14 protein-coding genes are annotated in these 15017 nt (G+C 64.4%); 10 read left to right on the plus strand and 4 right to left on the minus strand.

Translation table 11 applies throughout. The features are described 5' to 3' along the window. Nucleotides 1-28: 28 nt before the first annotated feature. Both C0Z19_RS10675 and C0Z19_RS10680 read left to right on the plus strand, forming a co-directional pair. Nucleotides 29-1267 carry a D-alanyl-D-alanine carboxypeptidase family protein gene (locus tag C0Z19_RS10675; protein ID WP_102609786.1) on the plus strand — a complete coding sequence of 413 codons (1239 nt, stop codon included), beginning with the start codon at nt 29-31 and terminating at the stop codon, nt 1265-1267. 12 nt (nt 1268-1279) lie between these two features. Continuing rightward, on the plus strand, nt 1280-1549 hold the full coding sequence (locus C0Z19_RS10680) for a DUF493 family protein (RefSeq protein ID WP_102609787.1): 270 nt from the start codon (nt 1280-1282) through the stop codon (nt 1547-1549). On the opposite strand, the gene C0Z19_RS10685 is transcribed toward C0Z19_RS10680, so the two are convergent. After that, nucleotides 1515-2447, minus strand: coding sequence for a transcriptional regulator GcvA (locus tag C0Z19_RS10685; protein ID WP_102609788.1), 933 nt, complete (start codon nt 2445-2447; stop codon nt 1515-1517). The genes C0Z19_RS10680 and C0Z19_RS10685 overlap by 35 nt on opposite strands. A 121-nt stretch (nt 2448-2568) precedes the next feature. Between C0Z19_RS10685 and C0Z19_RS10690 the strand changes: the two genes are divergently transcribed. The 6 genes from C0Z19_RS10690 (at nt 2569) to C0Z19_RS10715 (ending at nt 9914) form a co-directional block, all read left to right on the plus strand. Next, a complete protein-coding gene (locus tag C0Z19_RS10690; protein WP_102609851.1) occupies nt 2569-2892 on the plus strand; it encodes a DUF2917 domain-containing protein in 324 nt (107 codons plus the stop codon). A gap of 115 nt (nt 2893-3007) precedes the next feature. Continuing rightward, nucleotides 3008-3802, plus strand: coding sequence for a lipoyl(octanoyl) transferase LipB (gene lipB, locus C0Z19_RS10695; RefSeq protein ID WP_102609789.1), 795 nt, complete (start codon nt 3008-3010; stop codon nt 3800-3802). After that, nucleotides 3795-4796, plus strand: coding sequence for a lipoyl synthase (lipA, locus tag C0Z19_RS10700; RefSeq protein ID WP_102609790.1), 1002 nt, complete (start codon nt 3795-3797; stop codon nt 4794-4796). The genes lipB and lipA overlap by 8 nt, the downstream gene beginning before the upstream one ends. 371 nt (nt 4797-5167) lie before the next feature. Further along, nucleotides 5168-6475 carry a dicarboxylate/amino acid:cation symporter gene (locus C0Z19_RS10705; protein WP_175084027.1) on the plus strand — a complete coding sequence of 436 codons (1308 nt, stop codon included), beginning with the start codon at nt 5168-5170 and terminating at the stop codon, nt 6473-6475. 86 nt (nt 6476-6561) lie between these two features. After that, on the plus strand, nt 6562-8484 hold the full coding sequence (locus C0Z19_RS10710; protein ID WP_102609791.1) for a sensor histidine kinase: 1923 nt from the start codon (nt 6562-6564) through the stop codon (nt 8482-8484). A 26-nt stretch (nt 8485-8510) separates the two neighbouring features. Then, nucleotides 8511-9914, plus strand: a complete 1404-nt coding sequence (locus tag C0Z19_RS10715) for a sigma-54-dependent transcriptional regulator (RefSeq protein WP_269844837.1) — start codon at nt 8511-8513, stop codon at nt 9912-9914. 59 nt (nt 9915-9973) lie between these two features. Here the strand turns inward: C0Z19_RS10715 and C0Z19_RS10720 are convergent, their stop codons facing one another. Beyond that, nucleotides 9974-10504: a TlpA disulfide reductase family protein gene (locus tag C0Z19_RS10720; RefSeq protein WP_102609792.1), complete on the minus strand. Its 531-nt coding sequence runs from the start codon at nt 10502-10504 to the stop codon at nt 9974-9976. A gap of 336 nt (nt 10505-10840) precedes the next feature. Here C0Z19_RS10720 and C0Z19_RS10725 point away from each other — a divergent pair, with 336 nt between their 5' ends. Continuing rightward, nucleotides 10841-11359, plus strand: coding sequence for a hypothetical protein (locus C0Z19_RS10725; protein WP_102609854.1), 519 nt, complete (start codon nt 10841-10843; stop codon nt 11357-11359). Between the two features lie 353 nt (nt 11360-11712). Here C0Z19_RS10725 and C0Z19_RS10730 read toward each other — a convergent pair whose 3' ends face one another. Then, nucleotides 11713-13350, minus strand: coding sequence for a YifB family Mg chelatase-like AAA ATPase (locus tag C0Z19_RS10730; RefSeq protein ID WP_102609855.1), 1638 nt, complete (start codon nt 13348-13350; stop codon nt 11713-11715). Between the two features lie 688 nt (nt 13351-14038). Then, nucleotides 14039-14293 carry an accessory factor UbiK family protein gene (locus tag C0Z19_RS10735; protein WP_102609793.1) on the minus strand — a complete coding sequence of 85 codons (255 nt, stop codon included), beginning with the start codon at nt 14291-14293 and terminating at the stop codon, nt 14039-14041. Nucleotides 14294-14666: 373 nt separating this feature from the next. Here C0Z19_RS10735 and C0Z19_RS10740 point away from each other — a divergent pair, with 373 nt between their 5' ends. Further along, on the plus strand, nt 14667-15005 hold the full coding sequence (locus tag C0Z19_RS10740; RefSeq protein ID WP_027795982.1) for a P-II family nitrogen regulator: 339 nt from the start codon (nt 14667-14669) through the stop codon (nt 15003-15005). The last annotated feature ends 12 nt before the right edge of the window (nt 15006-15017 follow it).

A 15017-nucleotide genomic window follows, 5' to 3' on the forward strand; every position in this document is an offset into this window, starting at 1 on the left:
CGCGTCACATTTCTGCACGAATCGATCTATGCGTTCTTCCTCTTTCGGCTTCCCGTCGCTTACCTCGTCTCTCGTTTCTTCATCGTTTCACCGTTCGGCTCCAGCCGCCGCATTGATCGCCGCGACGCTCGTCGCAGCGGCGGCCTATGCGCCGCCGGCGTCGGCCCAGGTGCCGCCGCCGGCGGTTACCGCGCGCTCGTGGGTGCTCGTCGATGCGACGAGCAATCAGGTGCTCGCGTCGGGCAATGCCGACGAGCGCGTCGAGCCCGCGTCGCTGACCAAGCTGATGACGGCCTACCTCGTCTTCGAAGCATTGCAGACGAAGAAGATCTCGATGGATCAGGTGGTCATGCCGAGCCTCGCCGTGCGCCGCGTGAAAAACGACGAATCGCGCATGTTCATCGAGGCGGAGAAGCCCGTCACGGTTCACGACCTCGTCTACGGCATGATCGTGCAGTCGGGTAACGATGCCGCCATCGCGCTGGCCGAACTTGTCGGAGGCAGCGAGGCGCATTTCGTCGAGATGATGAACACCGAAGCGCAGCGGCTCGGCATGAAGGGCACGCACTACGCCGACGTGAACGGCATGCCTTCGCCGGGGCACTACACGACGGCCGGCGATCTTGCGATTCTCTCCGCGCATCTGATTCGCGACTATCCCGAGTACTACAGCATCTTCTCGGTCAAGGAGTTCACGTACAACAAGATCAAGCAGCCGAACCGCAACCGGCTGCTGTGGCTCGACCCGACCGTCGATGGCCTGAAGACGGGCCACACGCAGGCGGCCGGCTACTGCCTCATCGCGTCGGCGAAACGCTCGCTGCCGGGCGTGCCCGATGCGTCGCGCCGCCTCGTCAGCGTGGTGATGGGCGAGGAAAAGGAGCACGAGCGCGTGCAGGACAGCATGAAGATGCTGAACTACGGCTATAGCGCTTACGACACCGTCCGCCTGTTCAAAGCGAACCAGGCCGTGCAGACGCCGCGCGTCTACAAAGGGGTGGCGGACAAGGTGCAGGTCGGTGTGAAGAGCGATCAGTACATCACCGTGCCGCGCGGCATGGGCGATAAGATCAAGCCGCAGTTCGCGCTGACCGAACCGCTCGTCGCGCCGATCGCGAATGGCCAGCAACTGGGCACGGTGCAGATCGTGGCCGACGGCAAGACGCTCACGCAGTTCCCGGTCGTCGCGTTGCAAGCCGTGCCGCAGGCGGGCATCGGCGGGCGCATCTGGGATTCGCTCTTGCTCATGTTCGGCAAGAAGAAGTGACGGAGGCGTGAGATGAGCCCGGTGAACGAATCCCTGTTCGAATTCCCTTGCGATTTCCCGATCAAGGTCATGGGAAAGTCGCATCCCGACTTCACCGAAACGATCATCGCCGTCGTGCAACAGTTCGATGCGGGTTTCGACGTTGCGCGCATCGAAACCCGGCCGTCGAGCGGCGGCAACTACGTCGGCTTGACGGTGACGGTCCGCGCGCTGAGCCGCGAGCATCTCGACGACATCTATCGCGCCCTCACCGGGCATCCGATGGTGTCGGTGGTGCTATGAACTGAGCGCGAAAGCGCTCCACTTCCTCCATCAGCCAGGTGCGAAACGCCTGCACCCGCGCGCTGGCGAGCAACGGCGGCGGGCAGACGAACCAGTAGGCGAACGGGCTCGGCGCGTCGATGTCGAACAGGCGCACGAGCCGGCCGCTGGCCAGTTCCTCCGTCGCGATCGAGCGCCGCAGCATGGCGATCCCCTGCCCATCCATTGCCGCTTGCAGCAGGTTCGACGAATCCTGATAAAGCACGCCGCGTCGCGGCTCGGGGATACCTTTGAGCCCCGCCGCCTTGAACCAGATCGCCCACATTTGATCGTCGGAGCGCAGGAGCCGCGGCGAGGCCGCCAGTTCGGCCGGCGTCTTCGGCAGCGCGCCGGGATGGTAGGTCGGTGCGCAGACGGGAAACGCCACCTCGTCGAGCAGCCGTTCGACATGAAGATCGGGATAGTCGCCCGCGCCGAAGCGAATGCCGACGTCGACGTCATCGCGCGTGAAGTCGGTCAGGGCATTCGTCGACAGCAACTCGACGTCCACTTCGGGATGCCGCTCGATGAAGCGACCGATGCGCGGAGTCATCCAGCGTGCCGAGAACGACGACAGCGACGAGACGACCAGCCGTCGTGCACGCTGACCTTCGCGCACCTCCCGCGTGGCGTCGGCAAGCGCCATGAGCGCCGATCGCACATCCTTCGCATAGCGGCAGCCGGCGTCGCTCAGCCGCACGCGCTTGCCCTCGCGCAGGAACAACGACGTGCCGAGCTCCTCTTCGAGCGCGCGGATTTGATGACTGACAGCGCCATGCGTGACGAACAGCTCGTCGGCCGCGCGCGAAAAGCTCTCGTGGCGGGCGGCGGCTTCGAATGTCTTCAGCGCATTGAGCGCGGGAAGTTGTCGTAGGTCCATAGCGGTGAATGGGCGTGTTCTGTTAGTTTTTCTCACATAAGCGTGAGAATTGATCGTTTTGCCGTAAAGCTTGCTGCGCCTACGATTCTAGTCACGGAGCAACCTTTTGGTGGATACGATCATGCGACAAATTTCTTCAAGCTTCACGTTCGAAATCGTCCCCGGCGAAACCGTGCCGATGATGGTCGCGCACAGTACGCGCGTCTCGGTGCATGGGGCGCCGCTCTGGGTGACGCGCAGCAACGACGTCGAGGACTACTGGCTTGCGCCGGGGCGTTCGTTGCGTCTGCGGCGGGGCGAACGGCTCTGGCTCAGCGTCGACGGGGCGAGCCCGGCCTGTGTCGCGTTCGTTGCGCCGCTGCCGCGGACGGCCGTCTTTGCCGATCTGGTTCAGTCGATGACCGACTGGTGGGCGGCCCGCTTCGGCGGATGGCGCACGGTTTGAGGATGCGGCGGCCATGCGGGCACGAGCCCCGAGTGGCCTAAGCCGTTGATTTCGCTCAAGCGATCGTGGAACGGCTCGGGCGAGCCGGTCCCGATTCCGGTAAACTGCGGCAATCATGTGCGCCGCATCGTCTTTTTCGTCCGTCTCTTCGCTGCCCGTCGGTTCGGGCGCGGCCACGCCGGACGCGGCGCCAGGCTGCGCCGCTGTCGTCGAGGCGCCCGCGGCCGCCGGACCGTCTCCGATCGTCCGGTGGCGTGGGCGCGAGCCTTACGAGGCCGCCTTCGACGCCATGCGTGCCTTCACCGAAGCTCGGACGGCCGACACGCCCGACGAAATCTGGCTCGTCGAACATCCTCCCGTGTTTACGCTTGGCCAGGCGGGCGACCCGGCCCATCTGCTGGCGGCCGATCCGGCCATTCCGCTCGTCAAAGTCGACCGCGGTGGGCAGATCACTTATCACGGACCGGGGCAGGTCGTCGCCTATCTGCTGCTCGATCTGCGCCGCCGCAAGCTGTTCGTGCGCGATCTCGTGGTGCGAATCGAGCAGGCGGTGATCGACACCCTTGCGGCGTATAATCTCGCCGGCGAACGCCGGGCTGGCGCACCGGGCATTTATGTCGCGCCGGGGTCAGCGGCGCACGGGCATGAGGGCGCGAAGATTGCCGCGCTGGGCCTGAAAATCCGCAATGGATGCAGCTATCACGGCGTGAGCCTCAATGTAGAGATGGATCTACGGCCGTTTCTCGCGATCAATCCCTGCGGCTATGCGGGGCTCGAAACGGTCGACATGGCGACGCTGGGCGTCGCCGCCGGCTGGCAGGATGTGGCCGAAACTTTGGCGGCGCGGCTCGCCGCGAACCTCGACGGTGCTACCGAGCATCGCTCATCGACTGGATCACCGAATGACTGACGTTACCGCTCAACCGAGCGGCGCACCCGACGCGCCGCAAGCCGCTCCCGCGCCCTACGATGCCACCGCCAAGCAAAAGGCGCAGGCCAAGACGGCGCGCATTCCGATCAAGGTCGTGCCGATCGAGAAGCTGAAGAAGCCCGAATGGATTCGCGTCCGGGCGGCGACGGGCAGCTCGCGTTTCTCGGAGATCAAGCAGATCCTGCGCGAGCACAACCTGCATACGGTGTGCGAAGAGGCGAGTTGCCCGAACATCGGCGAATGCTTCGGCAAGGGCACGGCCACGTTCATGATCATGGGTGACAAATGCACGCGCCGCTGCCCGTTCTGCGATGTGGGCCACGGCCGTCCCGATCCGCTCGATGCCGATGAGCCTTTGAATCTGGCTCGCACGATCGCGGCGCTCAAGCTCAAATATGTCGTCATCACGAGCGTCGATCGCGACGATTTGCGCGACGGCGGCGCGGCTCACTTCGTCGAATGTATCAAGCACGTGCGCGAGCATTCGCCGCTCACGCGCATCGAAATTCTCACGCCGGACTTCCGCGGCCGCCTCGATCGTGCGCTCGGCATCCTGAACGCAGCGCCGCCCGATGTCATGAACCACAACCTCGAAACGGTACCGCGGTTGTATAAGGAAGCGCGTCCGGGTTCGGACTACGCGCATTCGCTCAAGTTGCTGAAGGACTTCAAGGCGCTTCATCCTGACGTGGCGACGAAGTCGGGCCTCATGGTGGGCCTCGGTGAAACCGAGGAGGAGATCCTGCAGGTGATGCGCGATCTGCGCGCGCATGATGTCGACATGCTGACGATCGGCCAGTACCTGCAACCGTCGGAGCATCACCTGCCCGTGCGCGCTTACGTGCATCCGGACACGTTCAAGATGTATGAGGAAGAGGCCTACAAGATGGGCTTCACGCATGCGGCCGTGGGCGCCATGGTGCGTTCGAGCTACCACGCCGATCAGCAAGCCCATGATGCCGGGGTGGTTTGACGGCTTTGGTGGGAACGGCTGTCGCTGATACGCGATAGCCGTTTTGCGATTTCGCGATGCTGCGCTGCGGCGCGATCGGTCTTGGCGACCGATCGCGCCGCATTCGTTTGTGCGCGCGCAATCAAAGCAATGCCGCGTGCTCGCATAGTCGCGCGGCAGCAAAAAAACAGACGAATTCATCGCTCCGAAAAGCCGGACGCCCGCAGTCCGGATTTCCGGAAACCCGGATTTCAGCCGCTCGCCCTGGCTAATAACTTCAATAAAATCAAAGACTAACGAGAGATCTCACCCTGGCATCGACCTTGCAATCGCTTGGCCCGCGAACGGCCGCCTTTGGCCTATCGACTCTTTTTCCAAGCTGGGAGACACCGATGCGTCCTTTGAAAAAACCCTTTTACCGAATTCTCTATCTGCAGGTGCTTGCCGCGATCATCGCCGGCATCCTGCTCGGTCACTTTTCGAGCGCGCTCGCCATCGACATGAAGCCGCTCGGGGACGCATTCATCAAACTCGTGAAAATGGTCATCGGCCCGATCATTTTCTGTACGGTTGTCTCCGGTATCGCCGGCATGGAGGACATGAAGAAGGTCGGTCGCGTCGGCGGCAAGGCGTTGCTCTACTTCGAAGTGATCTCGACTTTCGCCCTCGTGCTCGGCCTCATCGCCACGCACGTGCTGAAGCCGGGCGCCGGCTTCAACGTCGACGTCAATTCGCTTGACGGCAAAGCCGTGGCCTCTTATGCGGCGAAAGCGCATGGCCAGAGCGCGGTCGACTTCTTCATGCACATCATTCCGCACACGATGATCGATGCGTTCGCGCAGGGCGAGATTCTGCAGATCCTGCTCGTCGCGCTGCTGTTCGGTAGCGTGCTCGCGACGATCGGCGAGCGTGGCAAGCCCGTCACCGATTTCATCGACAGCGTCTCGCAAGTGCTGTTCGGCATCGTGCGCATCGTGACGAAGCTCGCCCCCATCGGTGCGTTCGGCGCGATGGCGTTCACGATCGGCAAGTACGGCCTCGGCTCGCTGCTGCCGCTCATGAAGCTGATCGGCACCTTCTATCTGACCTCGATCGTGTTCGTGCTTGTCGTGCTGGGCACCGTCGCACGCCTCGTCGGCTTCAACATCGTGCGCTTCATCGCCTACATCAAGGAAGAGATGCTGATCGTGCTTGGCACGAGCTCGTCCGAAGCCGCACTCCCGCAACTGATGGCCAAGCTCGAGAAGCTCGGCTGCTCGCGCTCCGTCGTCGGTCTCGTCGTGCCCACGGGTTACTCGTTCAATCTCGACGGCACCAACATCTACATGACGATGGCCGTGCTGTTCATTGCTCAGGCGACGAACACCGACCTCACGCTCATGCAGCAACTCACGCTGATCGCGGTCGCCATGCTGACCTCCAAGGGCGCGAGCGGCGTGACAGGCGCCGGATTCATCACGCTCGCGGCGACGCTTGCCGTGGTCCCGACGATTCCGCTTGCGGGTATGGTGCTGATTCTCGGCATCGATCGCTTCATGAGCGAATGCCGTGCGCTGACGAACCTCGTCGGCAACGGCGTGGCTACTGTCGTCGTCTCCGCCTGGGAGAAGGAGCTCGACCGCTCGAAGCTGCGCGCCGCGCTGGGCCGCAATGGCAGCGCGGGGGAAGCCGAAGCGCAGACGAACGTGGCAGGCGTCTAAGCAGGCCGACATTGTGTGGCACGGCCGGCCGGGCGCGATCGGCTGTGCCACAATAGCTCACTCGCTCAAGCCCGGAATTGCCCACCGTGACGCGCCGTCTCATTGTCGTTCTTGCGCTCGCCGCGGCGCTCGTCGCGCTGTGCAGCGCGACGTGGCATCTTGCCTGGCGGCGCGGGATCGGCGCTTTGCAGCAGCAAGCCACCGTGCGGGCCGACCGTAACGTCAGTGCATTGGCCGACACGCTCGAGCGCTATGAATCGCTGTCCTATCTCGTCGCCAGTCAACCGGTTGTCGGCGAGGCGCTCGAAACCGGCGCGCCCGATGCCATCGAGCGCGCCAATCGGTACCTCTCGGACGCGAACGCACACGCGCACGCCGACGTTACCTACATCATCCGCGCCGACGGCCTCTGCCTGTCGGCCAGCAACTGGGACCGCGCCGACAGCTTCGCGGGGTCGCAGTACCGCTTTCGGCCGTACTTTGTCGACGCGATGGGCGCGCACGTCGGCCGCTTTTTCGGCATCGGCACGGTCTCGCACGTGCCTGGCTACTACATCTCCCAACCCGTCTATCGAGGCGGCCGGATCGTCGGCGTGGCGGTGCTCAAGCTCAATCTCGAATGGTTTGCGGGCGCCGATGCGAACGAGCCTGTGTTTGTCGTCGACAAGCACGGGGTGATCTTCCTGTCGTCGGTGCCGGCGTGGAAGTACCGCACGGTGCGCGACTTGCCGCGCGAAGTCACCGCAGCCATCGAAGAGACGCGCCAATACGCTCAGCAGTCGATTTCGAAGCTGCCGATCACGCCGGTGCGCGCGCTCAATGCGTCGGAGGCGCGCGTTGTGCGCGTCGGCTCGCGACGGTTCTCGCCATATTACCTGCTGACGCAGCGCGGCCTCGGTGTGCCCGACTGGCAGTTGATGACGCTCGCGCCGGTCGACCCGGTTCTCGACGACGCGCGCAATGCGACGGCCGCTGTCGGGTTCGGGTTCGTCTCGCTTTGCTTGCTGGCGTTTTATTGGCGCATGCGACGGGCGCGTTTGCGCGAGATGATGAAGGGGCGCACGTTGTTGCAAAAGGCCTATGCGGAACTGAATCAGCGCGTCGAAGAACGCACGGCAGATTTGCAGGCCGCGAACGCGCAGTTGCAGACCGAAGTAGCCGAGCGCACGCGCGCCGAGAACGAACTGCGCGCGGCGCACGCCGAGCTGCTGCAAACGAGCAAGCTCGCGGCGCTCGGTCAGATGGCCGCCGGCATTACGCATGAGCTCAATCAGCCGCTGACGGCACTGCGCACGTTCTCCGACAACACGCGCGTGCTGATCGAGCGCGGCGCGCTGGCCGACGCGCGCGAGAACCTGGAGGCGATCGGCGCATTGACCGATCGCATGGGCAAGATCACGAATCAGCTGAAGCTGTTCGTCGGCCGCGCGCAGACGCACAATGCGCGCTCGCCGGTCGCACGAGCGCTGCGCAACGCGCTGCAATTGCTGCAAAAGCGGCTGCAACCGGTATCGCTGCAACTGCGCATACGCGAGGTCCGGACGTTGGCCGATCCTCGATCGCAACCGGCGCCGATCGATGCTGGCGGCTACCGGCCGTTCGATGTGACAGCCGAGCACGCCTCGTTGATTGCATATTGCGACGACCTGCGGCTCGAACAGGCGCTCATCAATCTGATTGGCAATGCGCTCGACGCGCTCGATACGGTCGCAAGCCCCCGGCTTTGTATCGACGTCGATGTCGCCGACGAAGCACTGGCGATCGCGGTGCGCGACAATGGCCCGGGGATTGCCGCCGATGTCCTGCCCCGGCTGTTCGAGCCTTTTTTCACGACGAAGCAGACCGGCAAAGGGCTGGGGCTCGGTCTTGCGATCGCCTCGTCGATCGCGCGCGATTGCGGTGGCTCGCTTGGCGCGCACAACGATGCGGGCGGCGGCGCGGTGTTTGTGCTGACGCTGCGCCGTGCGACAACCCTTGCGCCTCAACCTGACCCTGCTGCGCCGCGCTGAGGCGGCTTCCTCTTCAACGCTTACGAATGATTCGGATCGATATGAACGCGACGGCGGCGACGGACAACCCGCAGGTGATCTTCATCGAAGACGACGAACTCGTGCGGCGCGCAAGCGTGCAGAGCTTGCAACTCGCAGGGCTCACCGTGGCGGGGTTCGACTCGGTTGAAGCGGCGCGCCACGTGTTGGAGGCGCCCTTCGATGAATTCGCCGGCGTGATCGTCAGCGACATTCGATTGCCCGGCGCGAGCGGCCTCGATCTGCTCGCGGAGTGTCGCGAGCGCGCGCCTGATGTGCCCGTGGTGCTCGTCACGGGGCACGGCGACATTTCGATGGCGGTTCAGGCGATGCGCGACGGCGCCTACGACTTCGTCGAGAAGCCGTTCGCGGCGGAGCGGCTCATCGACACTGTGCGCCGCGCACTCGAACGTCGTCGGCTACTGCTGGAGAACGTCGCGTTGCGGCGCGAACTCGCCGCTCGCGATGCACTGGTGCCGCGCATCATCGGGCGTAGCGCCGCCATCGACGAGGTACGCCGCCTGATCGTCAACGTTGCGCCGACCGACGCGTCGGTGCTCATCATCGGCGATACCGGCACGGGCAAAGAACTCGTGGCTCGCAGCTTGCATGAACTCTCGGCGCGCAAGGCGGGGGCGTTCGTCGCCATCAATTGCGGCGCGCTGCCCGAGTCGATGTTCGAGTCGGAAATGTTCGGCTATGAAGCGGGTGCTTTCACGGGCGCAATGAAGCGTCGCATCGGCAAGTTCGAGCACGCATCGGGCGGCACCGTCTTTCTCGACGAGATCGAGAGCATGCCGCCCGCGCTGCAGGTAAAGCTGCTGCGTGTGCTGCAAGAGGGCACGCTCGAACGTTTGGGATCGAATCAGCCGGTGCGCGTCGATCTGCGCATCGTCGCGGCGGCCAAGGGCGATATGCAGGCGCTCGTGTCGTCGGGCGTATTTCGGCGCGATCTGCTTTACCGCCTCGATGTCGTGACGATCGCGCTGCCGGCGCTTGCGGAGCGACGTGAAGACATCGTGCCGTTGATCGAACACTTCGTGCTCGATGCCGCGGTGCGCTACGGCCGGCCGGCGCCGATGCTGACGACGCGCCAACGCGCCGATCTCATGGCGCGCGACTGGCCCGGGAACGTCCGCGAGCTGCGCAATGCCGCCGATCGGCTCGTGCTCGGCATCCAGCCCGCGCCAAGCGGCCGTGCCGGTGAAGCGGCGCCGGCGCGATCGCTGAAGGAACGGGTCGAGCAATTCGAGCGGGCGGCAATCGCCGAAGCGCTCGAACGGCATGACGGAGCCGTTTCGAGCGCGGCCGACGAACTGCAGATCGGCAAGGCGACGCTTTACGAGAAGATCAAACGATACGGCCTCGCCGAACGTGGCGAGGCCGGGAAGGATTCAAATCAGGAAGCATGAAGCCTGAGGCCTGAGGCCGCGCAGACCGTGCGTCTCGCGCGCCTGCGCCATGCGCGGTGTCAGGCCGAGCCGAGCGCCTTTTGCAGCAGCTGATCGAGTTCGGCGAACTGCGGCTCGCCGACGTAACGCTTCAGAATCGTGCCGTTCTTGTCGACGACGAATGTCGTCGGCGTCATTTGCACGTTGCCGAATGCTTTGGCGGCGCTGCCGTCGTCCATGGCCACCTTGAACGGCAACTGCCGCGTTTGCGCGTAGTTGACCACGTACATCGGCGCGTCGTACTTCATGGCGACGGCGACGAATTCGAGCCCACGCCCCTTGAAGCGGTTGTAGGTATCGACCATCTGCGGCATCTCTTTGATGCAGGTTTCGCAGTCGGTCGCCCAGAAGTTGACGAGATACACCTTACCCTTCAGATCCGCCGTCGACAGCTTCTGGCTGGACAGCAGCGTGAAGGTGGCATCGGGCACATGCTGGCTGCTGCCGAAGGCGAAGTAGCCGGCGATGGCGATAGCGACCGCTGCGGCGGCGAGCGCGACGTAGCGCACGGGGCTCGCGCGGCGGGCGGGGGAAGCGGGAGTCTGGCTCATGAGTACGACCTCTTGCTGGGCAATCGCGACCGGCTGAAGTCAAGGGGCCACATCAAGGGAAGGCGGCCCGCAGTGCGATTCGGCGCCGCTATTTTAGCCTTAATTGCCCGGTGTGGAGGTTGGGGGGCCGACGCGCAATGCGAAGGCCGGCGGCAGCGGGCGTCGATGAAGGATAATGCCGTTCTCGTGCTGTTGCCCCGTTTCGATCGTTCTCACTTTTCCCGTATGCGTTTTTGTCACCGTGGCTGGCCTCTCAGCCTGCGTTCGACGTTGCCGCGCTCCTTCGCTGCGGCGTTCCTGTCACCTTTGCGCGCACACTGCGCGGCTCCGCGGGCAGTGCTTCGACTGCTCGCATGCGCCGCATTCCTTGCGGCGTGTTCGCCGGCCTATAACTGGCGCACGGTCGCCGACCCCGCGGAGGGCTACGAGATCGATTTGCCGGCGAAGCCGACGGTCGACGAGCGCAGCGTCGATATCGCCGGTCGTCCGCTGCCAATGCACGTTCGCGCGGCGCACACGCAAGGCGCCGTCTTTGCGATTGCGGCGATCGATCTACCGCGCGACGACGCACAACTGCAGCAGTCGGTGATCGACGCATTGCGCAGCGCCCTTGCACGCAACCTGGGCACGTCGCCGCTCGAGCGTGCCGTCCAGGTGCCGCTGTCGGCCGGCGCGACGGCGCCCGGAATCGAGATCGTCGCAACGGGCGCGGCCGGTCCAGCGCACGAGCAACGCACGATCCACGCCTGGATCGTAGGACGAGGACGGCATGTGTATCAGGCCGCCATCGTTGCGGCGCATGCGCCGCCGCAAGAGCAGTCGGATCAATTCTTCGGCTCTTTGAAAGTCCGGTAACGAATGGACGGCGCAACGACGACTGCGGCAAATCGCCACGGCCGGTGATGCGCGGTGGCGGGCGATTCATTGAAATTTCGCCGCGCCAGGCGCGGCGCATCCTCGGATTTTTGGTAGGTTTGTGCTCTATCCACAGCGGATGTGGATAACTCTGTTGAGAACTTGGGGCGAGCCGTACCAATTGCCAACGTGAAATGAGTGGTGCGACCCAATCCGGCAATTCCAAAAATTCAAATACCCTTAAAAATCAACCTGCTGTACCACAACGCTCGTGTGATGCCTTCAAACGGTCGTCAGGTTGGGGCGCTGTCGCATTTGTGTATAAGTCAAGTCTTGACAGCGCTTTTTTGTGCCTATCCAGCGGGAAAGACGCGCCGATATTGGACTGCCTCGGCGATCTGGCCGGCATTGGGCATCATGTCACCGGCAAGATCGGCGATCGAGCGAGCGACCTTCAACACGCGGTAGTAGGCGCGCGCCGACCAGCGAAAACGTTCGCTCGCTTCGCGCAGCAGCGCTTCGCTCGCGGCGTCCAAACGGCAGACATCGTCGGTTTCGCGTCCGGTCAGCTCGCGATTCGTCTTGCCTTGCCGCGCCATTTGCCGCTCACGCGCAGCGGCCACGCGTGCTGCGACAGCCATGCTCGGCTCGCCCTTTTCGCCCTTTTCGCCGGTGCGCACGCTCAATTCGGCGGGTGTCAGGGCCGGCAGTTCGATCTGAATGTCGATCCGGTCGACGAGCGGCCCCGACAATTTGCGCAGATAGCGCGTGGCGACTTCGGGCGTGCAGCGGCAACGGCCGCCCGGATCGCCGCGCCAGCCGCACGGGCATGGGTTCATCGCTGCGACGAGCTGGCAGGCGGCCGGGAAGTCGACCTGCAGCGCGGCGCGCGAGACCGTGATTCGCCCTGCTTCCAGCGGCTCCCGGAGCATTTCCAGCACATGACGATCGAACTCCGGCAGTTCATCGAGAAACAGGACGCCGAGATGCGCGAGCGTGATTTCGCCCGGCTGCGGCGGGTTGCGACCACCGACGAGCGCCGCCGCACTCGAAGAATGATGGGGCGCGCGGAACGGCCGTTGCCGCCACTGCGTCGGTGAGAAACCGAGTGCGCTGGCCGAAAGCAGGGCGGCCGAGCTGAGCGCCTCGTCGTCCGTCATGGGCGGCAACAGGGCCGGCAGCCGCGCTGCGAGCATCGACTTGCCGGCGCCGGGCGGGCCGACCATGAGCACATGATGGCCGCCGGCCGCAGCCACTTCGAGCGCACGACGGGCGCCATGCTGGCCGATCACGTCCGCCATGTCGGGTCCGGGAGCCGGCGCCGCCCTCTGCCCGGGCGCGGGCGGCGCAATGGGGGTGAGCCGCGCCTGTCCGTCTCCGCGCAGATGGGCGCAGAGTTCCGGCAAACCGGCCGCCCCGAATACCGCGACGCCCGGCACGAGTGCCGCCTCCGCGGCGCTCGATGCAGGCAGATACAGTTGCGGTAGATCGTCGAGCGCAGCCGGTTCAGCGCGAGCGGAACGACCGCCGGCCTGCGCGCCGCCCGCGCCCCTTGTGCCAACGTGAGCCGCCGCCGGTGACGAAGCCGCCCGACCGCTACGCGCGGTTCCGCAAGCCATCGCGAACGCGCCACGCATCGGCCGCAGTGCGCCGGTGAGCGAGAGTTCACCGGCGAATTCGCGTTCGCCGAGCGCACCAGCGGGGATTTGTCCACTGGCCGCGAGGATGCCCAGGGCGATAGGCAGGTCGAAGCGGCCCGACTCTTTGGGCAGATCAGCCGGCGCCAGATTGACGGTGATACGGCGGACGGGAAATTCGAAGCCGCAGTTTTGCAGCGCGGCGCGCACGCGCTCGCGGCTCTCGCGCACTTCGAGGTCGGGCAGACCGACGATAGAAAACGACGGCAGCCCGTTGGCGAGATGAACTTCGACGGTAACTTCAGGCGCGCGGCCGGCGGCCGGCGCGCGCGAGCGCACCACGGCAAGCGACATGGATTCTCCTTGGAAACGGGCCGCAAAGCGGGCAGCCCATTGAGATGGCGAGGGCTCGGAGCGCGCTGCTATTGCATGGGTACGGAGCGGTTGCGATTGGCCCGGGCTCAGCGCCTCGTGCTGGAAAAGCACTGTAGCAATGGCAGATGCAGCTAGCCAGCCATCGGCTCCATGGTTGGCCGTCTGGCCGATGCCGATAGCCGTTTTCGAATCGCCGGTCGAGTCGTCGGTCGGGGCGCCGTCCGAATCGCCATTCGAATCGGCGCACATTTCGTTTCGTCCTGCCCCGCATCATTGCCGGCCCGAAACGGTCGCTCCTGCTCGACCAGTACAACGGCCGGGGATTCACCCGCGAATGACGCTGTACCGCATCTGGAAAACGAGATTGGTCATCACCTTCCAGCGCAAAAAAGCGAAAGGCCGCTCGAAAGCGGCCTTCTAAGCGGACGAATCGACGCGCCCGGGGACGAACAGCTGGCCCGGTGCCCCAGCTGATCTAACGAGCAAGGGCAATCTGCTATCGAGCGTTTGCGCGGCTTGAAGCGAATGGGGCTCTTGGCAAAGCGGTCCGCACCATAACCGGGCAGCGGCGATATGCGCATTGGCCGCTTCGGCGCGCGGCAACGCTTGCGGCCGGCCATTCAACCCGGAGTGCGTCGCCAGAAGCGCCCCGAAAGCGGTTCGTGGCTCAGGGCTCCTGCACGGCAGCCAAACGCTGCTCCAACTCGGCCACACGACGCTCCAACTCTTCGAGCCGTGTGCGCGTTCTGAGCAGCACCTGGGTTTGGGTATCGAATTCCTCGCGCGTCACGAGATCAAGCTTCGAGAAGCCTTGCGAGAGCATGGCTTTGACGTTGCGCTCAACGTCTTTGGCCGGCGAGTGCTTGAGCAGATCGCTCATGCGATTCTGGAAATCCTGAAAAAAATCAGTCGGTTGCTTCATGGTGGTTCCCCTTCTTTGCACAAAAGATGTGCAGCCTTTTCTGCCGATTTGCGCTGGTGGCGCACGAACGAGCGATGTTGGTGCGTGACGGGCGCGCGCTTGTGCGACGTGGCGCGCCATTGGTGCGTACCCGGATCCCGCGCGTGCGGACACTCTAGCAACGAACGGAAGGCCGCGCCAGCGTAGCGGCCCGTCAGAACACGTTGGCGCCTTCTTTCCAGCCCTTATGCAAGGCGCCCCGGCATTGCCTGCACGGCACATGGCACGGCAGTTGCTTTTTGTGGCCGCACGAATCGGGGGCTCGCGCCCGGGGCGGATCGAGCGATCGACCAAGGCGCAGCAACACAGTTTTCGCAACGAAAAGAGGACTTTCATGAAACTCATTACCGCAATCATCAAGCCGTTCAAGCTCGATGAAGCGCGCGAGGCGTTGTCGGCGATCGGCGTGTCCGGCATCACGGTCACCGAAGTGAAAGGCTTCGGGCGCCAGAAAGGACACACCGAGCTGTATCGCGGCGCCGAGTACGTCGTCGACTTTCTGCCGAAGGTGAAGATCGAGGCGGCTGTCTCCGACGACATCGTCGAGCAGGCCATCGAAGCCATCGAACGCGCCGCGCGCACGGGCAAGATCGGCGACGGCAAGATCTTCGTCACGCCGATCGAGCAGGTGATTCGCATTCGCACCGGGGAAACGGGCGCCGACGCCCTGTGATCAGACATTCGA

Source organism: Trinickia soli, assembly GCF_002879855.1.
Taxonomy (GTDB): Bacteria; Pseudomonadota; Gammaproteobacteria; order Burkholderiales; family Burkholderiaceae; genus Trinickia; species Trinickia soli.

What these genes read in the sequence shown, in the direction of transcription:
- C0Z19_RS10675 (WP_102609786.1), top strand. Translation starts at nt 29, where the DNA reads ATGCGTTCTTCCTCTTTCGGCTTCCCGTCGCTTACCTCGTCTCTCGTT.
- C0Z19_RS10705 (WP_175084027.1), top strand. Translation starts at nt 5,168, where the DNA reads ATGCGTCCTTTGAAAAAACCCTTTTACCGAATTCTCTATCTGCAGGTG.
- C0Z19_RS10690 (WP_102609851.1), top strand. Translation starts at nt 2,569, where the DNA reads ATGCGACAAATTTCTTCAAGCTTCACGTTCGAAATCGTCCCCGGCGAA.
- C0Z19_RS10685 (WP_102609788.1), bottom strand. Translation starts at nt 2,447, where the DNA reads ATGGACCTACGACAACTTCCCGCGCTCAATGCGCTGAAGACATTCGAA.
- C0Z19_RS10715 (WP_269844837.1), top strand. Translation starts at nt 8,511, where the DNA reads ATGATTCGGATCGATATGAACGCGACGGCGGCGACGGACAACCCGCAG.
- lipA (WP_102609790.1), top strand. Translation starts at nt 3,795, where the DNA reads ATGACTGACGTTACCGCTCAACCGAGCGGCGCACCCGACGCGCCGCAA.
- C0Z19_RS10730 (WP_102609855.1), bottom strand. Translation starts at nt 13,350, where the DNA reads ATGTCGCTTGCCGTGGTGCGCTCGCGCGCGCCGGCCGCCGGCCGCGCG.
- C0Z19_RS10720 (WP_102609792.1), bottom strand. Translation starts at nt 10,504, where the DNA reads ATGAGCCAGACTCCCGCTTCCCCCGCCCGCCGCGCGAGCCCCGTGCGC.
- lipB (WP_102609789.1), top strand. Translation starts at nt 3,008, where the DNA reads ATGTGCGCCGCATCGTCTTTTTCGTCCGTCTCTTCGCTGCCCGTCGGT.
- C0Z19_RS10735 (WP_102609793.1), bottom strand. Translation starts at nt 14,293, where the DNA reads ATGAAGCAACCGACTGATTTTTTTCAGGATTTCCAGAATCGCATGAGC.
- C0Z19_RS10680 (WP_102609787.1), top strand. Translation starts at nt 1,280, where the DNA reads ATGAGCCCGGTGAACGAATCCCTGTTCGAATTCCCTTGCGATTTCCCG.
- C0Z19_RS10740 (WP_027795982.1), top strand. Translation starts at nt 14,667, where the DNA reads ATGAAACTCATTACCGCAATCATCAAGCCGTTCAAGCTCGATGAAGCG.